Source organism: Micrococcus sp. iso_229 (genome assembly GCF_058072725.1).
In genome coordinates, this window is the sequence record NZ_CM176514.1 from 2,321,441 (window position 1) to 2,343,997 (window position 22,557).

A 22,557-nucleotide genomic window follows, 5' to 3' on the forward strand; every position below is an offset into this window, starting at 1 on the left:
CGCCGCCGTCGTCGTCGGCTCAGCCCTTCACGCCGCCGGCCGTGAGGCCGGAGACGATGTACCGCTGCAGGAACAGGAACAGCGCCATCACGGGCAGGGCCGCCAGCACGGCGCCGGCCGCGAACACGCCCCAGTTTTCAGAGCGGGTCTCCGAGACGTAGCCGTAGAGGCCCACCGCGAGCGTCTGCGCGGACGGGTCCGTGAGCACCACGGAGGCGATCACGAACTCCGAGACCGTGGTGATGAAGGACAGCAGGGCCACCACCGCGAGGATGGGGGTCACCAGGCGCAGGATGATCGAGAAGAAGATCCGCGCGTGCGAGGCGCCGTCGAGCTTGGCGGCCTCGTCCAGCGACGGCGGGATGGTGTTGAAGAACCCGTACATCAGGTACGTGTTCACCCCGAGCGCGCCGCCCAAATACACGAGGATGAGGCCGAGCTGCGAGCCGATGCCCAGGACGGGCACCAGGTTGCCGATGTAGGTCAGCAGCAGGAAGATCGCCACCACCGCGAGCAGCTGCGGGAACATCTGCACCAGCAGCAGGGTCAGCAGCCCCACGCGGCGGCCCGTGAACCGCATCCGGGAGAACGCGTAGGCGGCCAGGGCGCCGAGGAACACCGTCATCACGGACGTGATGACGCCGATCACCATCGTGTTGAGGAACCAGCGGCCGAAGGGCCGGTTCGGGTCGCTGAACAGGTCCACGTAGTTCTGCCCGCTCAACGAGGAGAACAGCCGGTTCGAGCTTGCCATCGTGCCAGTCGGGTCGAGCGACGCGGACAGCACGTACAGCAGCGGGAACAGTGCGAACGCGCTGGCCAGCACGCCCACCGCATGGCGCCAGCCCAGCTCCCGCATCCACCGGCCGAACGAGCGGCGGCGTCGTGGCGGGGCCGGGTCCTCCTCCCAGCGCAGCGGGTCCGTCTCCTGCTGCGCCAGGGCGGCGGCAAGGGGCGAGGTCGGGACGCCCGCCTCGGGGGCGTCCGGCCGGGGCCGGCCGGAATCCTGGGGGATGCTCACTTGTCGATCTCCTCGAGCGCCTTGGTCTGCCGGAAGCTGATCGCCGAGATGGTCGCCACGATCAGGAAGATCACGATGGACAGGGCGGAGGCCAGGCCGTAGTCGCGCCCCACCCCGCTGAACGCCGTCTTGTAGACGACCGTGATCAGCAGGTCCGTGGCGCCGATGTTCGAGCCCGCGTCGGGGAACCGCGGTCCGCCGCCGGTCAGCATGTAGATGATGTTGAAGTTGTTGAAGTTGAACGCGAACGAGGAGATCAGCAGCGGCGCCACCGAGACCAGCAGCAGGGGCAGCTTGATGGAGCGGAAGATGCGCCACGGGCCGGCGCCGTCCATGCGGGCCGCCTCGTCCACGTCCTCGGGCAGGGACTGCAGGGCGCCCGTGGTCACCAGGAACATGTAGGGGAAGCCCAGCCACAGGTTCACCACGAGCACCGACAGCCGGGCCAGCCACGGGTCGGTGAGCCACGGGATGTCCGCGCCGCCGAAGAGCACGGTGTTGACGAAGCCGAACTCCGGGTTGAGCAGGCCGGCCCACACGAGGCCGGACAGGAACGCCGGGAACGCGTACGGCAGGATCATCATCACCCGGTAGACCTTCTTGCCGCGCATGTCCGAGCGGTTGAAGGCGATCGCCAGCAGCAGCCCGACGGCGAACGTCGTGGCCACGCTCAGGAACGCGAAGGCGAAGGTCCACACGGTGACCCGCACGAGCGGGTCGCGCAGCTCGGGGTCGGTGAACGCGCGCGTGAAGTTGTCCAGGCCTACGAACACCCGCCAGCCGGTCTGCAGCGTGCTGCCGTCGTCCGCCTGGAACTGGCCCTCGCCGTTGTCCCGGTACTCCACGCCGCTCTCGAGGTCCGTGAAGGTGTCCCGGGCCTCGTCGTACTCCAGACGTGGCGCGTACACGTACCCGCGGGAGCCGTCGCGCGTCTCCAGGGTGCCGTCCGCGGCGTCGTCGCTCAGCGGGACCTTCAGGCGGGTGACCTGGTCCTGACGCTGCAGCAGGTCGCCGAACCGCAGGGTGGTGTACCCCTCCACCCCCACCGGCTCCCCGTCCTGCATCTGGGCCTCGACCGGCTCCAGCGCCTGGTCCGCGCCGCCGAGGACGGGCTCCCCGTCCCGCAGGGTCAGCAGGTAGAGGTCGCCGCCCTCCTCCAGCACCGTGATGTCGTACACCGGGGAGTCCGGCACGCGGATGGAGGAGGAGCGCTGGATGATCTCGATCGCCGCGGCCTTGTCCGAGTTGTGCCCGGCGCCGTAGTTCGTGAAGGCGACGTAGGAGGAGTAGACCACCACGAACACCTGGAACAGCATCAGGAAGAACAGGCCGGGGGCGAGGTACTTGGCCGGCAGGCCGCCGCGGCGCAGGTAGATCCAGTTGATGCCGATCGTGACCGCCAGGGTCAGCGCGAACACCACCCAGTCCCCCGCGGCCGCGAGCTGGAACAGCAGGAACGCCGCGAAGGCGTCCACGAGGCCCAGCAGGACGATCTTGGCCAGCGTGCCACCGAGGCCGTCGGTACCCCGGGCGTCCGCACGACGACGGCGGCCCGGGCCGGTGCGGCGCGCGGCGTCGTCGAGGGCGGCGGTGGCGGCGTCGGACCGGTCCGACGCGGTGGAAGAAGGGCTCATGGTTCCTCATCCGGCCCGAGGGCCTGCCGTGGAAGGGGGGTGCGCCCCGAGGGCGCGGGGCCACGGTCCGCCTCCGGCGTCCCCGCGGGGACGCCGGAGGCGGACCGCGCCGGATCACTGGCCGATGCGGCCCTCGATGTCGGAGATCATCTTCTGCCAGGTCTGGACCGGGTCGCCCTCGCCCTTGATGATGCTCATCTCGGCGCCGCCCCAGAACTCGAACACCGCGCCCATCTCGGGGGCCGCCGGCATGGGGACGCCGTTCTCGCCGATCTCGCCGAACGCCTTCACGGTCTCGTCCGAGGCCGCCTTGTCGAAGGAGGCGGTCAGCGCCGGGGGACGCTTGCCCTCGGCGAAGAGCGCGTCCTGGGCCGCCTCGGTGGAGAGGTAGTTGACCACGAACTCATTCGCGGCCAGCTGGTTCTCGGACTCTGAGGAGACGAAGAAGGCGTTGACGCCCACGAACGGCTGCGCCGGCTGGTCGCCCATGGACGGGATGGCCTCGACCTCGAAGTCGACGCCGGCCGCCTCGGCCTCCTCGATGTTCCACGGGCCGGTGATGAAGTAGGCCGCGTTGCCGGAGTTGAACTGCTCCTTGGCGATGTCCGCGGTCATGTTCGGGTTCAGCACCCCGGACTCGCCGTACTCGGCCAGCTTCTCGGCGAAGGCCTCACCCTCGGGCCCGCCCATGGCCAGCGAGCCGGTGTCGTACGAGCCGTCCTCGGCCTGCTTGAACACGGGGGCGCCCATGGAGGTCTGGAACGGGTACAAGTGGTACGGGTCGCCGTTGACGGCGTCCAGGCCCACCACGAACGGGTACTCGGCCTCGCCGGCGTCGACGGCCTTCCGGCCCTCCGCGATCATCTCGTCGAAGGAGGCCGGGGTGGACTCGGCCAGCTCGGTGTTGCGCAGGATGGCGATGTTCTCCACGGAGTACGGCACGCCCCAGGTCTGACCCTCATAGGTGACGGCCTGCACGGAGGACTCCACGAAGTCGCCGGCTCTCTCGCCCAGCTCAAGGGGCTCGATGGTGCCGTTCTGCACGAGCGAGCCGATCCAGTCGTGGGCGCCGACGATCACGTCCGGGCCCTCGCCCGTGGGGTTCTGGGTGATGAAGTCGTCCTTCATCGTGGAGTTGTCCTTGACCACGAGCTCCACCGTGATCCCGGTGTCCTCCTTGAAGTCCTCCGCCACGGCCTGCAGCGGCTCCTGGCGGTTCTGGTCCACCCACATGGTGATGGTGCTGGCGCCGGCCTCGGAGAGGTCCTGGCTCGGGGACGCGGTGGCCGTGCCCTGCTCGGTGGCGCCGGCCGGGGAGGAGGACGCCGGGGCGGAGGAGCCGCCGCCGCACGCGGTGAGCGCGAGGGCGGAGAACGCCGCGGTGAGGGTCAGGCTGAGCGGGCGGCGGAGGAGGCCGCCGGTCGTCGTCGTCGACTGCATGGTGTGCCTTTCACGAGGGGTGGCCCGCGGCATGCGCCGGCCGTTGCGTCGCCGACGTGGGCCCGTGGTGAGACGGCGCCTGCCCCCGTCGGCTGAAGGAGTCAGTCCCCAGGAGTGTAAACGCTTCCACTGTGATGCGCCACACAGAGGTGCACTCCCGCATGAACACGGGCATGCGGGAGTGGGGGCGGAGGTCAGGACCGGCTGAAACCGGAATGGAAGCGCTTCCACCACCGCGCCTGCCGTGCCGTACTCTGGTGCCACGCATCGACCCCCGGCCCGCCGCCGTCGTGCACCCGCCCCGCCGCAGAACCCCATGAACCGGGAGGAGGACCGCCGATGGTCGGCATCAAGGACGTCGCCCGCATGGCCGGGGTCTCCACCGCCACCGCCTCCCGCGCCCTCACCGGCTCCGGCCCCGTGGCGGCCGCCACGCGCACCCGAGTCCAGGAGGCCGTCGCCACGCTCGGCTACGTGGCGGACTCCGCCGCTTCTTCGCTCGCCTCGGGCCGCACCCGCAACATCGGGCTGGTGACCCCCTCCGTCCACCGGTGGTTCTTCGCCGCCGTGCTCGAGGGCGCCGCGGACGAGCTCGTGCGGCACGGGTACGACCTCACGCTCTACGACGTAGGCCAGGACCCGGAACGTCGATCCACGGTCATCTCCGAACTGCTGCCCCGGCGGCGGCTGGACGCCCTGATCACCCTCTCGTTCCGGCTGAGCGTGTTCGAGTTCGCCGGACTCGAACGCCTCGGCCGGCCCGTGATCGCCATCGGCGGCCGCCTGCCGGCGGGCGAGACCCTGCCCGACTGGTTCACCGCGGTCCAGGTGGACCACGCCCGCGCCGCCCGGATGGCCACCGAGCACCTGCTGGAGCTCGGACACCGGGACATCGCCTACGTGGGCCGCGTGGACGAGGACATCGAGTTCCAGGTCAGCACCGAGCGCACCCGCGGGTTCCTGCACGCCCTCGCCGCCACCGGGGTGCGCACGCCGGCCGACTGGATGGTGCCCGCGGACTTCACCATCGGCGGCACCTACCACCAGGCGCGCGCCCTCCTCGCCGACCCGCGGCGCCGGCCGACGGCGGTCATGTGCATCTCGGACGAGATGGCCATGGGCACCTGGATGGCAGCCCACTCCCTGGGGCTGCGTGTGCCCGAGGACGTGTCCGTGATGGGCCTGGACGGCCACCCCGAGGCCGCCCGCCTGGGCATCAGCACCGTGGACCAGAACCCGCTCGAGCAGGGCCGCCGCGCCGTCCGCCTGGCGCTCGGCGCCCTCGACGGCGCCGCCCACCCCCACCGGATCATGCACCACCTGGCCCTGCGGCCGAGGGCGAGCACCGCGCCGCCGTAGACCGTCAGCCCCGACCCTCACCCACCCCTCTCCTTCACCTCGGACCGTCGGGCACGTACCTGCCCGTGAAAGGAACCCCACCATGGCCTCCGTGACCTTCCGCTCCGCCAGCCGCCAGTACCCCGGCTCCCCCCGCCCCGCCGTCGACTCCCTCGACCTGGAGATCGCCGACGGCGAGTTCCTCGTGCTCGTGGGCCCCTCCGGCTGCGGCAAGTCCACCTCCCTGCGCATGCTCGCCGGTCTCGAGGAGCTCTCCCACGGCAGCATCCTGATCGGCGACCGGGACGTCACCGACGTGGACCCCAAGGACCGGGACATCGCGATGGTGTTCCAGAACTACGCCCTGTACCCGCACATGACCGTGGCGGACAACATGGGCTTCGCCCTGAAGATCGCCGGCGTCCCCGCAGACGAGCGGCGCCGCCGCGTCGAGGACGCCGCGAAGCTGCTGGACCTGACCGAGTACCTGGACCGCAAGCCGAAGGCCCTCTCCGGAGGTCAGCGTCAGCGCGTGGCCATGGGCCGGGCGATCGTGCGCGACCCGCAGGTGTTCCTCATGGACGAGCCGCTCTCCAACCTGGACGCGAAGCTGCGCGTGCAGACCCGCGCCCAGATCGCCAACCTGACCCGCCGTCTGGGCACCACCACCGTGTACGTGACCCATGACCAGACCGAGGCCATGACCATGGGCGACCGGGTGGCGGTCCTCAAGGAGGGCCGCCTCCAGCAGGTGGACACGCCGCGCAACCTCTACGAGCGCCCGATGAACGTGTTCGTCGCCGGGTTCATCGGCTCCCCCGCCATGAACATCTTCCGCATGCCCGCCACGCACGAGGGCGTGCACTGGGGCGAGACGGTCATCCCCGTGCCGCGGGAGGATCTGGCCGACGCCGGCACGGCGGTGGACCTCGGCGTACGCCCCGAGAACCTGGTGGTCAGCGACGACGCCGCCGGCCTGCCCGTGGAGGTGGACACCGTGGAGGAGCTCGGCGCGGACGCGTACGTGTACGGTCACGCGACGATCGGCGGCGAGGAGCGGCTCATCACCCTGCGGACGGTGGGCTACACGGCGCCGGAGAAGGGGTCCGTGGTGCACGTGGTCCCGGACCCGGAGCGCGTGCACCTGTTCCACGCCGAGACCGGCGAGCGACTCAACCGCTGACGGCGGCGCGGGGCGCACGACGGCGGCGGGCGTCGCCTGCCCTCAGCCCTGGCGCTCTGCCAGCTCCGCGAGCCGGTCGATCGACGCGCGGAGCTGCTCTTCACCGGTCCGCAGCGCCTTCTGGACGCGCTTCGGGTCGGTGAGGGCGGTCCAGTCATAGGTGTGGGTGACGCGGCAGCCGCCCTCGTCGTCGCCCTCGACCTCCCACCGCCACAGCTGGCCGAACGGCTCCCCGCCGACCTCGGAGGGCTTCCAGGCGATGCGGCGGCCCTCCTCGAACTCGACCACGTGGTTCGCGCGGTCCACGCCCTTCTGCAGGGTCATGACGAACACGTCCCCGACGGCGGTCACCCGCTGCCCGGGGGCGGCCTCGGCCAGGTTGTCGTTGCCGTCCCACTCGGGCTGGCGGGAGGGGTCCGCGATCAGCTCGAAGACGACGCCGGCCGGCGCGTCGACGTGACGGGTCGCGGACACGACGCGGTCCTCAGGGGCGGGCAGGGCGGTCTCGTCGATGTGCTCCATGCCGTCACGCTAGACCTTCCCACACCGTCGTCGAGAGGGTCGGCGGACCGGGCCGGGTGCCCGGCCCGCCGACCCGGACTCACAGTCCGGCGGCATCGACGCCGTACTCGGCCTGGGAGGCGGAGTAGCCCTCGAACATGAGCTGGTCGATGAGACCGGCACGGGAGAACGCGGAGTGGCTCAGGTACGACTGGGCCTGCTTCGCGGCCTGCTCGTTGTAGTCGATGCCCAGGCCGTCGACGGCGGCCGTCGCGTCAGCATTCGAGTAGCCCTCGAACTCGAGCTGGTCGATCAGACCGGTCCGTGAGAACGCCGTGTGAGTCAGGTACGACTGGGCTTGCTTCACAGCCTGCGCCGCGTAGTCCACGTCCAGGCTGTCCACGGCCGCTGTGGCGTCGGCGTTCGAGAAACCCTCGAACTCGAGCTGATCGATCAGGCCGCTCCGGGAGAAGGCGGTGAAGCTCAGATACGACTGCGCCTGTCGCACGGCCTGCTGTCCCTCCGCTGACAGCCCGTCGCCACCCGCCGACGCGGCCGACTCCTCCTCGGCGGCCGCCACTTCGACTTCGGCCGATGCCTCCGCCTCACGCTCCGCTTCCGCCACGGCCTCGGCCTCGGCCTCGGCGGATCGGGACGCCTCGGCTGCGGCGGCCGCGGCGGACTTCTCGGCCTCCCTCGAGGCGGCAGCGGCACGGCTGGCCTCGGCCGCCTGCGAGGACTCCACGGCACGGCTGGCGCTCGCAACCGCAGACGACGAGCCGGCCGCGCGGGACGAGGAGGGCGCCGCGCCGTCGGAGACCCGGCCAGACGAGGACGCCCCACTCGAGGACGATGCGGCGGAGGGCGAGCCGGCGGACGACCCGGCTGCGGCGTCCCCATCGACGGAGCATCCGGTGAGCAGGGCGAGCGCGGCAAGGCCAGCGGTCAGGAGTGCGGTGGGGCGGGCAAGACGAGGACGGAGCATGGCGCTCTCCTTCGACGAGGGGAGGCGGTCGGCCTCCAGCGATAGGAAGCGAACACTCGGCGAGTGTTCACCATCCTCACAGTAACGACCCAGCGGACACGATAACGGTGTCCGCCCCGCGCAGGACATGGGCGCGGCCGTGATCCTGTGCGGTCTGGTCCTGGGTCTGGCGTCCACGCCGCGGTTCCTGTGCCGGGGCCGCGTGGCCCCTGACCTCAGATCAGGCCCGATGCGGTGAGCTTGGCCGCGGTCTCCTCGTTGGTCGGCTCCACCTGGTGGTCGCCGTCGGGGAACACGAGCACGGGGATGTCCTTCTGGCGCCGGGTGCGCAGGCAGTCGCGGCACCGGTCGGCGCCGTCGACGGTGAGAGCGGGGGCGGCCTGACTGATCCGGCCGTCGTGCTCAGGGGTGCGATGCTGGGGGCATGCCCGCCCAGCCCTCCCCCTCCGGCCACACCGTCCACCTGTCCACGTCGGGCGTGGACGCCCGCATCACCCCCGACGAGTTCGGCGGGTTCGTCCTGGAGATCGGCGGGGCCGTCCAGTCCCACGTGGACCTGGCCGACCCCGCGCGCATCCGCTACGAGTACCTGCGCCGCATGGCCCACGTGCTCGACGCGGCCTCCCCGACGGGCGCGCCGGTGCGGGTCCTGCACCTCGGTGCGGGCGCGCTGACCCTGCCGCGCTACCTCCAGGCGACCCGGCCCGGCTCGGAGCAGACGGTGGTCGACCTGGACCGGGAGCTCGTGTCCTTCGTGCTCGCCGAGCTGCCCCTGCCGGCGGGCACGGACCTCGTCTCCGTGGTCGCGGACGCGCGCCTGGCCGCCGTCGACCTCGCGATGGACGGGGAGCGGTTCGACGCCGTCGTGCTGGACATCGGCACCGGCGAGGAGGGCGCCGAGCACCTGCGCGGCGCCGTGTTCTACGGGGAGCTGCTCGAGCTGCTGACGGCGGGCGGGGTGCTGCTGGTGAACATCGGCGACGACGCCGGCCTGCGCTTCCTGGGCGCCGAGCTGGGCGCCCTCGAGGAGGCGGCCGCCGAGGCCGGGGTGCCCGGCCCGTGGACGCTCGCGGACCGGGGGATGCTGGAGCGCCTGGACTGGGGCAACGTCGTGCTGGCCGCGGGGGCGCCGCTGGGAGAGGCCGGTTGCACGGAACGCCTCGCCGCGGCGGGGCCGCATCCGGCGGCTGTGCTGGACCCGGCGGAGTCGGCCGCGCTGGCCTCCCGCATCCGTCGCGCCTGAGGGCGGGCGCGGTGCTCAGGGCCGGGGGTCCTCCGCACCGGGGCCCGTCTGCGGCCGGGGCCACGGGTGGCCCCGGCGCTCCTCCGCCCCCTCGTTGAATCGACGCAGGAGCCTGCTGAACTCGACGACGTCCTCGGCGGGCCAGGAGGCGACGATCTGCGCCACGTTGTCCGCGCGGGAGCTCAGCTCCGCGGCGAGGCGGGCGCGCCCCTCCTCCGTGGGGCGGTGCAGCCGGGCGGAGCCGCCGTCGGGGTCCGCCACCCGCTCGACGAGGCCGGCCTTCATGGCGGCGGCCACCTGCCGGTGGACGGTGGAGACGTCGAGGTCGAAGGCGTCGGCCAGCTCGGCGACGCTCATGGCCCCGCCCGCCTCCAGGCGGGCGAGCAGCACGGTGGCGCTGCGCTCCAGCGCGCTCGACCGGCCGTAGGGGGCCACCCCCTGCGTGGCCACCCGCAGCAGGAGCATGTGCTCGTACATGATCCCGCGGACCGGGTCGGCCCACGCCCCCTCAGATGATTGCATCATGCAAACGATGCTACCTTTTGCATCATGCAAATCGCCGAGCAGGAACGCATCGCCTCCCCCACCTTCGTCCTCGCCTGGGTGGTCTCCTTCCTCCAGTTCCTCGCGTTCTACGCCCTCGTCACCACCATGGCCGTGTACGCGGTCCGGCAGTTCGCCGCCTCGGACGCTGGGGCGGGGCTGGCCTCGAGCGCCTTCGTCATCGGTGCCACCCTCAGCCGCGTGGTCACCGGCCACGTGGTGGACCGCTTCGGCAAGCGCCGCGTCCTGGTGGTGGCCCTGGTCGCCGTCGCGCTGTCCTGCACGCTCTACCTCGTCGCCTCCTCGCTGCCGGCCCTCGTGGCGGTGCGCATGCTCCACGGCGCCAGCTACGCCTTCGCGAGCACCGCCGTCATGGCCCTGGCCCAGGCGGCCATTCCCGACGGGCGACGCGCGGAGGCCACCGGCCACCTCGCGCTGGGCACCACCCTGGCCACCGCGATCGGACCCGCCCTGGGGCTGTTCCTCGCCGGCTCCATCGGCTACGCGTGGCTGTTCCGGGTGACTCTGGGGATCACGGTGGTCAGCCTCGTGCTGGGCCTGCTGGTGCGCGAGGCACCCGCCGCTGCGGGTGTCGACGGCGAGCGCGCCGCCGGCGAGGTCCCCCTGGAGCACCCCGCCCCCGCGGTGGGCTTCCGCCTGCGCTCCGTGCTGCACCCGGCGGTGCTGCCGATCAGCGGCTTCATGCTGCTGGTGGGCCTGAGCTACGCCGGGATCCTCACCTACCTGAACGCCTACTCGGTGGAGCGCGGGCTCGCAGCCGGCGCCGGCCTCTTCTTCCTGGCCTACGCCGCGGCGATGCTCGTCATGCGCCTCACCCTGGGCACCCTGCAGGACCGCCGGGGGGACGACGCCGTCGTCTACCCCGCCCTCCTCTGCTTCACGGCCGCGCTCCTGGTGCTGGCCTTCGCCACGCGCGACTGGCAGGTGGTGCTGGCCGGGGCGCTGAGCGGCCTCGGCTACGGCACGCTCATGCCCGCGGCCCAGGCGATCGCCGTGAACGCGGTGCCCTCCCACCAGCTCGGCGCCGGCATCTCCACCCTCATGCTGTTCGCGGACGTGGGGCTGGGCCTGGGCCCCGTGCTCCTCGGCGGGCTCGTGGCCTCGGCCGGCTACGGCGCCATGTACGCGGCCCTGGCGGGTGTGCTGGTGATCGCCGCCGGGTACTACTTCGTGATGCACGGACGCCGACACGGACGGCGGGGGGCCGCGGCCCGCGCCTGAGGTCCCGCGCGGTGACGGCGGCCTGCCGCCGCGGGCGACGCTACCGGCGCCGCGCCGGCCACGACGCGAGCGTGACGGCGGCGAGGGCGCCCAGGGTGCCCAGCACCGTCGTCGTGGTGACCGTGGATCCGTCAGTGGGGGCCACCAGGTCCACCACGAGGGAGCCCAGGAGGTTGCCCGAGACCAGGCCGAGGGTGGCGGCGAAGACGCCCAGGCGCGGGACGACCATGGCGCCCACCCCGATGAACACGCACCCCAGCGGGCCGCCGAGGTAGAGCCGCCAGTCGTGCGGCAGCGCGGGCATGCCGTGGCCGGAGGCCAGGGCGATCCCGCCCCACACGATCCCGAGGAAGAGGACGCCGGCGGTGAAGTTGACCAGGGTCGCCGGGATGGCGGTGCCGTAGGCCGTGGTCTGACGGGCGTTGAACACCTGCTGCCCGGCGGTGGCCAGGCCGGCCAGCAGGGGCAGCAGGGCCAGCAGCGCCCAGCCGGGCCCGCCGCCGGCCTCGCCGAGCTTGGGCCACACCACGAGGGCGACCGCGGCCAGGGCCAGCGCCGCCCCCGTGAGGCGCCGCGGCGTCAGGCGCTGCACCCCGGCGGGGCTGAGCCCGAGCCGGTCCACGACCATCCCGCCGACCACCTGCCCGGTGACCACGGCGACCGTGAACACGGCCACGCCGAGGGGACCGATCGTCGCGGACTGGGTGAGCACCAGGAGCCCGCCGATCACGCCCGCCACCGCGTACCACGGGCGCACGGACCCCGCGGCGAGGGCCGGGCGGATGCGGGCCAGGCCCCGGCGGCCCCGCGGCGTCAGCACGCTCACGAGCACCATGACGACCAGGCCCGCCGCGAAGGAGCACAGGGCGGCGAGGACGGGGTCGCCCGTCAGGTGGGCGAGGCGGGAGTTGATGCGGCCCTGCAGCGGCATCACGGAGCCGGCGGCCACCGCGAGCGCGAACAGCAGGGCGGTCGCCCGCGGAGAAGGGGCGTCCGGGCGGGCGGCGACGTCGGCCGGGCGGGGGCGGGCGGGTCCGCGCTCGGCGGGCGGGCGGGGGCGGGCGGGTCCGCGCTCGGCGGGCGGGGCAGTGGATTCGGGTGGCATCCCCCCGTTGTACACCCCTAGGCGGCCAGGCGCGCCTCGAGCCCGGCGCACACCGCGGGCCACTCCTCGCGCACCACGCTGAATTAGTCGACGTCGGCGATCGTGCCGTCCGCCGCCGGGCGGAAGCGGCGCAGAGTGCCCTCGAACGTCGCCCCCAGGCGGGCGATGGCGGCGTGCGAACGGGCGTTGCGGTGGTCGCAGCGCAGGGCCACCCGCTCCAGCGCCCATTCCTCGAACGCGTGCCCGAACAGCAGCAGCTTGCAGCCGGGGTTCACGGAGGTACCCCACACCCGACGGGCGTAGACCGTGTGCCCCACCTCCACCCGCAGCCCCGGCACCAAGTCATAGAGGCTCGTGCGCCCCACCAGCTCCCCGCCCTGCTCGACGGCGAACGCGACGGTGCCCTCCCGCTCGATCAGCTCGGCGAGGTGTGCGGACATGGCCGCGCCGTCCACCGGCAGGGGCGCGCTGTTCCCCGCCCACATGGCCGCGTCCACGAGCTCGCGCAGGGCGGGGCCGTCGTCGGGGGTGAGGGGGCGCAGGGTGAGGTCCCCGCGGGTGAGGACGATCTCGTGCTTCATGCACCCATCCTGTCAGCGGCCGCGGGGTGATCCCCACCCAGGAGGACTTCCGCCTCGAGACCATGACCCTCCCGGAGCTGGAGGAGGGCCAGGTGCTCGTCGCCAACACCTTCATGTCCGTGGGCCCGTGCATGCGTGGCCACATGAACGACGTCGCGTCCGACATGGCCCCGATCGAGGTGGGCGCCCCCTCGACGGCGGCGGGGTCGGCACCGTGACCGAATCCCGCGCCTCGGACATCGCTGTGGGCGCCTCCGTGCCTGACCTCGCCTGCCTCGGCGTGGCGGACCCGCGCACGGAGGCGGCCCCGGACGGCCTCGACGTCTACTTCGACAAGGTGGGCGGCGACCAAGACCCTCACGCTGCAGGGCTTTCTCCTCCCGCAACATCTGGACCCAGCTGGCGAGTGCTGGGAGAAAGCCCGAGAAGGCCATCGGCCGGCTCAAGGACGGCCCCTTGCAGTATGACCAGACCGAGCGCCCCGACGCTCCCCCGCCGCCGATGCGGGCGAAACCCTGCGAGCCCAGCAGGACGTCACACTGATGCTCAGCGCCGCGGAGTGACGAGCCCTTGCCCGCACGCCCCGGGCCTTACCAGTCCCGAAAAACATCCCCGTCGCATCTGTGGGCTTCGCAAAGGGACAAGGAAAGCACCTGCACCTTAGTCACGTTTGCCCCCTGGGAGCTCATTGGGCGACAGTGAGGGAGGACGCTATGCAGTCGGCTCTCCCCTCTACGTTTTATGTCCTAGAAGTGCCCTTCGAGTGACCAGGGGTGCTCGCACGCCGCCTCCTGCTGGAACCGCCAGAGATCAGGGCGCCCTGCCATGGTGAGCAGAACTGAGCTTCAGCTCCCCTTGCCTTCCCGAAAGGCCTCTGCATTACGCAGCACCAGGTCCCCCAGGAGACCAAGCCCCAGGAAGAAGACAAGTGCCGTAAGACGATGGGACTGATCGCGTTGGTCCCCGGCGATTTTTCCTTGGATGCTCAAGAGATCATTCGTGTACCAGCCGTTCAATACGGCCTGCTGAGGCGCGCTGTTCGCATCATTCGCCTGAAAGGAATACTTAATCTCGGTAGCGCTCAAGTCCTTCGACCAGTCCCCCGCGGCCCCGCTTGGAATAGTCGCGATGAAGGATAGAAAGAATCCGATGAGCATAGCCAAAGCCCACCAGAAACGAGCGACCGGCCAATTCACCCGCAACTTCCCCCCGCGGGGCTTCTTCACCTTTCCCTTCTTCGACGCAGACCCGGGGGCTCCCCCGGGCTGGAAGCCGTGCCCCCACTGATGAGGGGCAGTTGCAGGCTCCGCCGAGGTGTCGGAAGATCCCTCTGGGACAGACGCGGACTGAGTCATAGTGGTCCATTCTCGAAGAAGAAACGGGAAGCGATGAACGCGTAAGGAACTCTAAACGAGAAAGGGGCACTCCAGCCCCCGATCCCACTCCCTTGAGGCCGAGGCGACCGGCCGGCTCAGAGGGTGGCGGACCGGCGGGCGGAGGCCCGCATGGCCGCGACCCGCTGCGCCACGGGGGCCTCCAGGGCGCCCGGCTGCAGGACCGGGGCGAGGTCGGCGGCCACCTCTCGGGCGACCCCCTCGAGGGCGGAGGCGTCCTGGGCGACCCAGGCGCGCAGCGTCAGGTGCTCCCGCATCCACGCCGTGAGCGTCTCCTCGGACTCCGGGGTGAGGGCGAAGCCCGTCCCCGCCGCACCCGGGCTGGTGCGCTCCACGTCCAGGCCGAGCTCGCCCGCCAGCAGGGCGGCGAACGCCTGGCGCAGCGGTGAGACGCCGGTACGACCGGACTGGAAGGCGGCGCGCACCTCGCGGCACTGCAGGCTCTCGTCGGCCGCGTCGACGGCGAGGACGTCGCCGGCGGCGGAGGTGAGGCCCAGGGCGGCACGGGCTGACTCCTCGGCCACCACGGCCACGATGCCGGGCACTGCGGGGGCGGCGGTGAGGAACTCGGCGTACCGCATGCCCGGAGTGTCGGCAAGCACAGCGGCGGCCTCGGCGGTCAGGGACGGGGTGTCGACGGCGGCGATGGTCATGGACCCAGCGTGAATCGCGATTCACTGAGACGGGGAGCAGTGTCCATATTCTGAGATGTGCAGCCACATGGTGAGACGCAGGCCAGCCCCGACGTGCAGTACGCTGGCCCCATGCAGATGCACGCGCAGCAGTGGTGGACCGCCTGAGGGCGGCCCCCGGTCATGCGCATCTGACACGACGAGCCGCTCGCCTGCCGGGCGGCTCGGTCATGAGCGGCTCGGCGGGCCCCATCCCAGGAGGACCCCCGATGACCCACCGCAACCCCGAGGACAACGCCCTGAGAGGCGCCACCGAACCCCGCACCCTCGCCGAGGCCTGCGACCTCGTCACCACCCCGGACCTGGACGTCTCCGCGGACGGCATGTTCGGCCAGTACGGCGGCGCCCACCTGCCCCCGCAGCTGGCCGGCCCCATGGCCGAGGTCGCCCGCGCGTACGCCGAGGCGCGCCAGGACCCCGAGTTCTACGCCGAATACCGACGCCTGCTGCGCGACGCCGTCGGGCGCCCCTCCCCCTGACCCCGCTGGACCGCCTCTCCGACGAGCTCGGCGGCGCACGGATCGTGCTCAAGCGCGAGGACCTGAACCACACGGGCGCCCACAAGATCAACCACACGATCGGCGAGGCGCTGCTCGCCAAGCGCATGGGCAAGCGCAGCCTGATCGCGGAGACCGGCGCCGGCCAGCACGGCGTGGCCCTGGCGACGGCGGCCGCGATGGTCGGCCTCGACTGCGAGATCCACATGGGCGCGATCGACGTGGCCAAGCAGCACCCCAACGTGGTGCGCATGCGCCTGCTCGGCACGAAGGTGGTCTCGGTGGAGCGCGAGGGCCGCTCCCTGAAGGAGGCCGTGGACTCCGCGTTCGAGGTGTACGCGGCGGACCCGGAGAAGTACCTGTTCGCGATCGGCTCCGTGGTGGGACCGCACCCGTTCCCCACGATGATCCGCGACTTCCAGTCCGTGGTCGGCCGTGAGGCCCGCGCCCAGTTCCAGGAGCGGTTCGGGGCGCTGCCGAGCGCCGTCGTCGCCGCGGTGGGCGGCGGCTCCAACGCGATCGGCGCGTTCACCGCGTTCCTCGACGACGCCGACGTCGCGCTCGTGGGCGTCGAGCCCGGCGGTCGCTCCTCGGCCAAGGGCGAGCACGCGATGACCATGACCCAGGGCCGCGACGGCGTCCTCCACGGCATGGCCACCCTCGTCCTCGCCGACGACGACGGCACCCCGGACCCCGTGCACTCGATCGCCTCGGGCCTGGACTACCCGGGCGTCGGCCCGCAGCACGCCCACTTCGCGCGCGTCGGCCGCGTCCGGTACGTGGCCGAGGACGACGCGGCCGTGCTCGACGCGTTCCAGCGGCTCACGAGGCTCGAGGGCGTCATCCCCGCGCTCGAGTCCGCGCACGCCGTGGCGCACGCGATCCGCCTCGCCCCGCAGATGGGCCGGGACGAGCGGATCCTGGTCAACCTCTCCGGCCGCGGGGACAAGGACGTGGACTACGTGGCCGAGAAGCTCGGTCTCACGGGCGAGGCGGACGAGGTCGTGCGGTGAGCTGAGGCGGCGGCCCGGCGGCGTGCCCGGTCAGCGCGGCAGTCCCCCGTCCAGGGGGTGCACGGCAACGGCCCGGTAGAGAAACCCGTCCTGATCGTTGTGGGCCTCCAGTGCCTCGAACAAGAACTCCACTTCCTCGCCGACCGTGAGGCTGGATGGGACGGAACCGAGGATGGGCAGGTGACTGAAATGGACCCAGCACCCCCCGGGCGTCGCCTCGCTGTCGATCACGCCCCAGCCGCCATCACGATCCCACGTGACCACTCGTCCGAGACGTGCATTGCGGTTCATCGGTCATCTCCGTCAGTGGGCAGGGAGCGGGAGGGCGGCAGGGCTCGCCGTGGATGCTGGAGTCAAGAGTGACCTAGGGCGTGTCTGAGAATAGATGCACGAGTCAGCTGAGACCCTGGGGACATGTCCCGGTTCCAGATGCTCTCCGACGCCCAATGGGAGTTGATCGCCCCGATGCTCCCGACCCGGACCGGCCGCGCCGGCAGGCCGTTCGCCGACGCCCGCACCATGGTGGAGGCGATCATCTACCGGTACCGGTGCGGAATCGCTTGGAGGGATCTGCCCGAGGTCTACGGGCCCTGGCAGACCGTGTGGACCTGGCATCGGCGCTTGGCTGAAGAGGGCACCTGGGACACGGTGCTGGCCACGCTGACCGCCGCCGCTGACGCCGAAGGCCTGATCGATTGGTCGGTCTCGGTGGACTCCACGATCGCCCGCGCCCACCAGCACGCGACGAACATCACCCGCCACACAGGGGGATGGATCGAACTACAAGAATCCGCGTGAGGAGCCGGCCGATCACGGCATCGGGCGCTCCCGTGGCGGGCTGAGCACGAAGATCCATCAGCTCGTCGATGGGACCGGGCTGCCGCTGGTCAGCCTGATCACCCCCGGCCAGGCAGGGGACTCCCCGATGCTGCTTCCTCTTCTGGAGCAGCTGCGCGTGACCCGGCCAGTAGGGCGGCCCCGGACCCGCCCCGAGGCCGTGCTGGGCGATAAGGCGTACTCCTCCCGGGCGATCCGCACCCACCTACGTGCCCGTGGGATCAAAGCGGTCATCCCCGAACCGGCCGACCAGCAGGGCCACCGCAGACGGCGCGGTGCCCGCGGCGGGCGCCCCGTCAGCCTCGACGCGGACGCCTACAAGGGCCGCAACGTCATCGAGCGTCAGTACGCTCACCTGAAGCAGTGGCGGGGTCTGGCGACCCGGTATGACAAGTACGCGATCATCTACAGGGCCGCTCTGGTCCTGAATGCTGTGCTCGCATGGTCAAAACGATTGTCAGACATGCCCTAGGCAGGCACGTTGCCGCGAGTCCGGCCCGGCGGCGTGCCCGGCCAGCGCGTAGCCTGGCTGCCGTGATGACCCTGATGTGGGGCGCCGTCGCCGCGTCCTCCCTGCTCGTGGGCGCCGTCCTGGCGACCGTGCGCCGCTGGCACATGGGCACGATCGGACTCGTGCTCGCCTTCGGCGCCGGCGCCCTGATCGCGTCCGTGTCCTTCGAGCTCGCGGAGGCGGGCGTGCAGGCGGCCGGGCCTGCCGCCGTCGGCATCGGGCTGACGCTCGGCGCGGCCGCCTACTTCCTCGGCGACCGTGCGGTGGAGCGCTCCGCCGCGAGGTCCGGCGGCTCGTCCTCGGGCGCGGCGCTGACCGTGGGCGCGCTGCTGGACGGCATCCCGGAGCAGCTCGTGCTGGGCATCGGGCTGGCCGCGGGCGAGGGCGTGTCCCTCGCGCTGCTCGTGGCGATCTTCATGTCCAACCTGCCTGAGTCCATCGCCGCCACGGCCGACTCCCTCGACGGCGGCAAGACGCGTCGCCACCTGCTGATCCAGTGGTCGCTCGTGGCGGTGGTCTGCGCCCTGGCGACGTGGGGCGGCGGGCTGATCGCCGACGTCGCCTCCCCCGCCCTGACCGGCGGCATCCAGGGGTTCGCGGCCGGCGCCCTGCTGGTCATGCTGATCGACACGATGATCCCCGAGGCCCGCGAGAAGGGCGGGGAGAAGGCCGGGCTGCTCACCGTGGTCGGCTTCGCGCTCGGCGCGTTCCTGTCTCTGGTGGTGTGACCGCCCAGGGACAGGAACGCCCGGCTGCGGTCACGGGGTGGGCATGCCGCCGGTCACCGGGATGGTCGCGCCCACCACATAGGAGGACTCCGGCGAGGCCAGGAACACGTACGCCGGGGCGAGCTCGGTGGGCTGCCCGGCGCGGCCCAGCGGGGTGGACTGGCCGAACTCCGGCAGGGCCTCCGGCTTCTGGCCGCCGGAGGGCTGCAGCGGGGTCCAGATCGGACCGGGCGCCACGGCGTTCACGCGGATGCCCTTCGGGGCCAGCTGCTGGCCCAGGGCCTTCGTGAAGGTGTTGATGGCGGCCTTGGTGGCGGAGTAGTCCACCAGCTGCTCCGGGGCCATGTAGGCGACCACGGAGGTGGTGTTGATGATCGTGGAGCCCGGCTTCAGGTGCGGCAGGGCGGCCTTGACCAGGCGGAACTGGGCCAGGATGTTGATGTCGAAGGTGGCCTCGAGCTGCTCGTCGTCGATGTCCTCGATCGAGTCCTGCGCCACCTGCTTGCCGCCGTTGTTCACCAGCACGTCCAGCCCGCCGAGCTTCTCGACCGCCTGGGCCACGAGATCGGCGCAGAACGTCTTGTCCCGCAGGTCGCCGGGGATCCCGGCGGCGGTGCGCCCCTCCGCCTGCAGGACCTCGAGGACGTGCTGGGCGTCCTTCTCCTCCTCGGGCAGGTAGCTGATCACGACGTCGGCGCCCTCGCGAGCGAACGCGATCGCCGTGGCCGCGCCGATGCCGGAGTCGCCGCCGGTGATGAGTGCCTTGCGGCCCTCGAGACGGCCGGTGCCGCGGTAGGACTTCTCACCCAGGTCGGCCTTCGGCGTCATCTCCGCGTCCAGGCCGGTGCCGGGCAGCGTCTCCTCCGGCGGGCTGATCACGGGGTAGCGCTTCGTGGGGTCCTGCAGGGTGAGCTGGTCGGTGGTGGTGGTGTTCGCGTCGTCGTGCGCCACGGGGTGCTCCTCATGGTCTCGGGGCGACGCGCGGTCTGCGCGCCGTCCTCCGAGCGTAGGGAGCAGCCCCCCAGCAGAGCCACGGCTGACCGCCGGGCCACCGGACATGCCCCACCCCCCCTTCCGGGACGAGCCCTGCGATATGGCCCCCAAACGCGTGGTTTAGGGGCCATATCGCAGGGCTCGTCGCGGGGCGCCGGGGCCGGGCGTCACAGCCCGCCGTGCACGAACTCCCCGCCCACGGCGGTGGCGACGACGTCGATCGCCGCGATCTGGTCGCTCGGCACCGCGCGCGGGTCCTCGCCGAGCACCGTGAAGTCCGCGAGCTGGCCTGCGGCGAGCCGTCCCTTGCGGCCGCCCCAGCCGGTCGCCTCCGCGGAGCCGACCGTGTAGGCGTGCAGGGCCTCGGCCACCGTGAGCCGCTCCGCGTCCGGGCCGTACTGCTCGCCGGTCTCGGTGCGGCGCAGCACGAAGTCCTGGATGACCTCCAGTGGGCGGCCACCGGCCACGGGGCGGTCCGAGCTGCCGGGCAGCACCAGGCCCGCGCGCAGCAGCCGCCCGGCCGGGTACGACAGCGCGGCCCGCTCCGGCCCGATCCGCTCCCGCACCGACCCGCCGAACGCGCTGATGAAGTTCGGCTGGGTGGCCATCACGACCTCCAGCTCGGCCATGCGGGCCACCTGATCGTCGCGGACCACCCCGCCGTGCTCCACGCGGTGCGGCATCACGGGGCGCCCGAACCGGCCCCGCGCCTCGGCGATCACGTCGAGGGCGAAGTCGAGGGCGGCGTCGCCGATCGCGTGCAGGGCCAGGGCCCAGCCGGCGGCCGCGGCACCGAGGCACGCCCGGCGCATCTCCCCCGCGTCCTGCTGCAGATACCCGCGGCCGTGGCCGTGGCCGCAGTAGTCCTCGGTCATCGCGGCGGTCTGGCCCAGCATCGACCCGTCCGTGAACACCTTCGCCGGCCCGATCTGCAGCCACTCGTCGCCCACCCCCGTGCGCACGCCGGCGTCGAGGGTGAGGTGCGTGCCGTCGTCGGGATGGCCGTCCACCGGGCGCAGCGCGTCCAGGGTGACCATCGTCTGGAAGCGGGTGCGCAGCAGCCCCGCGTCCCGGGCGCGCTGATACGCGCCGAACTCGAGCGGGCTGTGCCCGATCCACCCGCCGGCCACCCCCGCATCCGTCACCGAGGTGATGCCCTCCGCCGCGTACTCCTGCGAGGCCCGCGCCAGGCACGCGCCGGTGTGCTCGTGGGACTCCGGCTGCAGCAGCCGGGTCACCAGGCTCATGGCGGTCTCCTCCAACAGACCGGTGGGCCGGCCCTCGGCGTCCGTGAGGATCCGCCCGCCCTCGGGCTGCTGCAGCACCTGCTCCCCCACACCGGCCAGGACCAGCACCACCCCGGACACCGTGACGGCGTGGCCCGTGTTGTGGCGGATGAGCACGGGGCGCCCGGAGGCGGCGGCATCGAGGCTGTCCCGGTCGGGCTGGGGTCCGGTGAGGTGGCCGGGGTCGAAGCCGGTGCACGTCACCCAGGCGCCGGGGTCGAGCTCGGCGGCGCGGGCGCGGACCCGGCGGTGGACCTCCTCCGCGGTGCGCGCGCCCTCGAGGTCCACGTCCAGCCGGGACTGGCCGAACCAGACGCTGTGCGCGTGGGCGTCGTTGAACCCGGCGAGGACGGTGCGCCCCCGCGCGTCGAGGCGTTCGCGCGTCGCGAGGCCGTCCAGCTCCTCGTCCACCCCGACGACGACGCCCCGCCACACCCCCAGCCGTGAGGCCGACGGGCGGGCGGGGTCGCCGGTGATGAGGCGGGCGTTCTCCACGATCAGGTCGAGCTGCATGGGGCGGGTCTCCTGGGGCGGGTCGGCGGGGGATGGTTCGCGAGCGTAGCCGGGCCCGGCTCAGGCGGGCAGGGCCGGGCTCAGGCGGGTCCGGCCGCCGCGTCCAGCGCCCGGGTGAGATCGGCGAGCAGCTCCGCCGTCGGCTCGACGCCCACGGACAGGCGCACGAAGCCGGCCGGGACGTCGTCGCCCCAGCGGGCGCGGCGCTCCGCCGCGGTGTGGGTGCCCCCGAAGCTCGTCTGCGCCACCACGTACGCGGCCGCCCCGATGAACCGCTCCGCCGCGGCCGCGTCCGCGAACTCCAGCCCGACGACGCCGCCGGCCGCCGTCATCTGGCGCGCGACGACCGCCGCGTCCGGGTGGTCCGGCAGCCCCGGGTAGGCCACCGCGCGCACGGCCGGGTGCCCGGTCGCGAGCTCGGCGACCGCGAGCGCCGTCGCGCACATGCGGGCGAAGCGGACCTCGAGGGTCTCCAGACCGCGGTGGATCAGCCAGGCCTCGTGGGTGCCGAGGATCCCGCCGGCCAGGGTGCGCCAGCCGCGCACGCGCGCCATCAGCCCGGGGTCGCGGGACGCGACGTGCCCGCCGAGGGCGTCGGTGTGCCCGTTGAGGGCCTTCGTGTCCGAGGCGACGACGAGGTCCGCCCCCAGGTCCAGCGGCCGCTGCCCCAGCGGGGTCAGGGAGGTGTTGTCCACGACGACGAGCGCCCCCTTCCCGTCCCGACGCCCGTTCGCGTGGGCGCGGGCGGCGACGTCGGCCAGGTCCGCGACGCGCAGCCCGGGGTTGGAGGGGGTCTCGACGAACACGAGGTCGTAGACGGAGAGGTCGGCGTCCGCGAGGCCCGGCGTGGACACGAAGTCCACGTGGACGCCGGCGGGCACGAGGTGCTCGGCGGCGAGGGCGCGGGTGGCGCCGTAGCCGTCCGAGGGCAGCAGGGCGCGGTCGCCGGGGCGGAGCACGGGCAGCAGGGCGGCGGCGATGGCCGCCATGCCGGAGGGGACGACGGCGACGTCCGCGTCCTCGAGCGCGCCGAGGGCGGCCTCGAGCGCGGCCCAGGTGGGGGTGCCCCAGCGGGCGTACTGGAAGGCGACGTCCGCACCGGGGGTCACGGGGGCGCCGTCGGGACCGGACCCGGGCAGGTGGAACGCGGAGGCGTGCACCAGCGGCGGGGAGATGGCGTCGCCGGGGGCCATGCCGTGGGCGCGGTGGTGGAGGACGGGGCCGAAGGCGGGGGGCTGCGGGGATGCCATCAAGCCATTCTGCCGGGGCGCCGGGCG

General features: G+C 72.6%; 23 protein-coding genes. 9 read left to right on the forward strand and 14 right to left on the reverse strand.

Going from position 1 to position 22,557, the window contains the following annotated elements:
- Window positions 1-19: 19 nt before the first annotated feature.
- From AC3RKA_RS10765 to AC3RKA_RS10775, 3 genes are all read right to left on the reverse strand, one after another.
- Window positions 20-940, reverse strand: coding sequence for a sugar ABC transporter permease (locus AC3RKA_RS10765; protein WP_049158252.1), 921 nt, complete (start codon window positions 938-940; stop codon window positions 20-22).
- 77 nt (window positions 941-1,017) lie between these two features.
- Window positions 1,018-2,655: an ABC transporter permease subunit gene (locus AC3RKA_RS10770; RefSeq protein ID WP_489727245.1), complete on the reverse strand. Its 1,638-nt coding sequence runs from the start codon at window positions 2,653-2,655 to the stop codon at window positions 1,018-1,020.
- Between the two features lie 114 nt (window positions 2,656-2,769).
- Window positions 2,770-4,095: a sugar ABC transporter substrate-binding protein gene (locus AC3RKA_RS10775; protein ID WP_387101327.1), complete on the reverse strand. Its 1,326-nt coding sequence runs from the start codon at window positions 4,093-4,095 to the stop codon at window positions 2,770-2,772.
- 339 nt (window positions 4,096-4,434) lie between these two features.
- Here AC3RKA_RS10775 and AC3RKA_RS10780 point away from each other — a divergent pair, with 339 nt between their 5' ends.
- A complete protein-coding gene (locus AC3RKA_RS10780) occupies window positions 4,435-5,454 on the forward strand; it encodes a LacI family DNA-binding transcriptional regulator (RefSeq protein ID WP_489727246.1) in 1,020 nt (339 codons plus the stop codon).
- A gap of 82 nt (window positions 5,455-5,536) precedes the next feature.
- Window positions 5,537-6,616, forward strand: a complete 1,080-nt coding sequence (locus tag AC3RKA_RS10785) for an ABC transporter ATP-binding protein (RefSeq protein ID WP_020624545.1) — start codon at window positions 5,537-5,539, stop codon at window positions 6,614-6,616.
- A gap of 42 nt (window positions 6,617-6,658) precedes the next feature.
- Here the strand turns inward: AC3RKA_RS10785 and AC3RKA_RS10790 are convergent, their stop codons facing one another.
- Together AC3RKA_RS10790 and AC3RKA_RS10795 are read right to left on the reverse strand one after the other, a co-directional pair.
- Window positions 6,659-7,138, reverse strand: a complete 480-nt coding sequence (locus tag AC3RKA_RS10790) for an SRPBCC family protein (RefSeq protein ID WP_049158918.1) — start codon at window positions 7,136-7,138, stop codon at window positions 6,659-6,661.
- Between the two features lie 79 nt (window positions 7,139-7,217).
- Window positions 7,218-8,102, reverse strand: a complete 885-nt coding sequence (locus AC3RKA_RS10795) for an Ltp family lipoprotein (protein WP_098470991.1) — start codon at window positions 8,100-8,102, stop codon at window positions 7,218-7,220.
- 424 nt (window positions 8,103-8,526) lie between these two features.
- Here AC3RKA_RS10795 and AC3RKA_RS10800 point away from each other — a divergent pair, with 424 nt between their 5' ends.
- Window positions 8,527-9,345, forward strand: coding sequence for a spermidine synthase (locus AC3RKA_RS10800; RefSeq protein WP_002855478.1), 819 nt, complete (start codon window positions 8,527-8,529; stop codon window positions 9,343-9,345).
- A 15-nt stretch (window positions 9,346-9,360) separates the two neighbouring features.
- Here AC3RKA_RS10800 and AC3RKA_RS10805 read toward each other — a convergent pair whose 3' ends face one another.
- Window positions 9,361-9,870: a MarR family winged helix-turn-helix transcriptional regulator gene (locus AC3RKA_RS10805; protein WP_002855479.1), complete on the reverse strand. Its 510-nt coding sequence runs from the start codon at window positions 9,868-9,870 to the stop codon at window positions 9,361-9,363.
- Window positions 9,871-9,894: 24 nt separating this feature from the next.
- Here AC3RKA_RS10805 and AC3RKA_RS10810 point away from each other — a divergent pair, with 24 nt between their 5' ends.
- Entirely contained in the window at window positions 9,895-11,130 is a 1,236-nt protein-coding gene (locus AC3RKA_RS10810) for an MFS transporter (RefSeq protein WP_489727247.1), read from the forward strand.
- A gap of 40 nt (window positions 11,131-11,170) precedes the next feature.
- On the opposite strand, the gene AC3RKA_RS10815 is transcribed toward AC3RKA_RS10810, so the two are convergent.
- Window positions 11,171-12,235: a DMT family transporter gene (locus AC3RKA_RS10815; RefSeq protein WP_489727248.1), complete on the reverse strand. Its 1,065-nt coding sequence runs from the start codon at window positions 12,233-12,235 to the stop codon at window positions 11,171-11,173.
- An 83-nt stretch (window positions 12,236-12,318) separates the two neighbouring features.
- A complete protein-coding gene (locus AC3RKA_RS10820) occupies window positions 12,319-12,816 on the reverse strand; it encodes a GNAT family N-acetyltransferase (RefSeq protein WP_489727249.1) in 498 nt (165 codons plus the stop codon).
- 26 nt (window positions 12,817-12,842) lie between these two features.
- On the opposite strand from AC3RKA_RS10820, the gene AC3RKA_RS10825 reads away from it, so the two are divergent.
- Window positions 12,843-13,034 (forward strand): hypothetical protein, encoded by a 192-nt coding sequence (locus AC3RKA_RS10825; protein WP_489727250.1) that lies wholly within the window; start codon window positions 12,843-12,845, stop codon window positions 13,032-13,034.
- A gap of 627 nt (window positions 13,035-13,661) precedes the next feature.
- Here AC3RKA_RS10825 and AC3RKA_RS10830 read toward each other — a convergent pair.
- Both AC3RKA_RS10830 and AC3RKA_RS10835 read right to left on the reverse strand, forming a co-directional pair.
- A complete protein-coding gene (locus AC3RKA_RS10830) occupies window positions 13,662-14,042 on the reverse strand; it encodes a hypothetical protein (RefSeq protein ID WP_489727251.1) in 381 nt (126 codons plus the stop codon).
- Window positions 14,043-14,287: 245 nt separating this feature from the next.
- On the reverse strand, window positions 14,288-14,863 hold the full coding sequence (locus AC3RKA_RS10835) for a hypothetical protein (RefSeq protein ID WP_489727252.1): 576 nt from the start codon (window positions 14,861-14,863) through the stop codon (window positions 14,288-14,290).
- 248 nt (window positions 14,864-15,111) lie between these two features.
- Between AC3RKA_RS10835 and AC3RKA_RS10840 the strand changes: the two genes are divergently transcribed.
- The gene (locus AC3RKA_RS10840; protein ID WP_489727253.1) at window positions 15,112-15,381 is read left to right on the forward strand and encodes a hypothetical protein; all 270 of its coding nucleotides are present in this window, start codon (window positions 15,112-15,114) and stop codon (window positions 15,379-15,381) included.
- A 44-nt stretch (window positions 15,382-15,425) separates the two neighbouring features.
- Complete coding sequence (gene trpB / locus AC3RKA_RS10845; protein WP_489727254.1) at window positions 15,426-16,412, forward strand: tryptophan synthase subunit beta; 987 nt, start codon at window positions 15,426-15,428, stop codon at window positions 16,410-16,412.
- 30 nt (window positions 16,413-16,442) lie between these two features.
- Here trpB and AC3RKA_RS10850 read toward each other — a convergent pair whose 3' ends face one another.
- Window positions 16,443-16,703, reverse strand: coding sequence for a cold-shock protein (locus AC3RKA_RS10850; protein WP_489727255.1), 261 nt, complete (start codon window positions 16,701-16,703; stop codon window positions 16,443-16,445).
- A gap of 123 nt (window positions 16,704-16,826) precedes the next feature.
- Between AC3RKA_RS10850 and AC3RKA_RS10855 the strand changes: the two genes are divergently transcribed.
- Both AC3RKA_RS10855 and AC3RKA_RS10860 read left to right on the forward strand, forming a co-directional pair.
- A protein-coding gene (locus AC3RKA_RS10855) for an IS5 family transposase (RefSeq protein WP_489727095.1) occupies window positions 16,827-17,721 on the forward strand; the annotation gives its coding sequence in 2 pieces (ribosomal slippage) (window positions 16,827-17,183 and window positions 17,185-17,721; 894 coding nt in all).
- A 65-nt stretch (window positions 17,722-17,786) separates the two neighbouring features.
- On the forward strand, window positions 17,787-18,488 hold the full coding sequence (locus tag AC3RKA_RS10860; protein WP_489727605.1) for a ZIP family metal transporter: 702 nt from the start codon (window positions 17,787-17,789) through the stop codon (window positions 18,486-18,488).
- Between the two features lie 30 nt (window positions 18,489-18,518).
- On the opposite strand, the gene AC3RKA_RS10865 is transcribed toward AC3RKA_RS10860, so the two are convergent.
- The 3 genes from AC3RKA_RS10865 to AC3RKA_RS10875 form a co-directional block, all read right to left on the reverse strand.
- Complete coding sequence (locus tag AC3RKA_RS10865) at window positions 18,519-19,439, reverse strand: SDR family oxidoreductase (protein WP_489727256.1); 921 nt, start codon at window positions 19,437-19,439, stop codon at window positions 18,519-18,521.
- A 209-nt stretch (window positions 19,440-19,648) separates the two neighbouring features.
- Complete coding sequence (locus AC3RKA_RS10870; RefSeq protein ID WP_489727257.1) at window positions 19,649-21,280, reverse strand: amidohydrolase; 1,632 nt, start codon at window positions 21,278-21,280, stop codon at window positions 19,649-19,651.
- Between the two features lie 80 nt (window positions 21,281-21,360).
- Window positions 21,361-22,530 (reverse strand): cystathionine gamma-lyase, encoded by a 1,170-nt coding sequence (locus AC3RKA_RS10875; protein ID WP_489727258.1) that lies wholly within the window; start codon window positions 22,528-22,530, stop codon window positions 21,361-21,363.
- Between the last annotated feature and the right edge of the window lie 27 nt (window positions 22,531-22,557).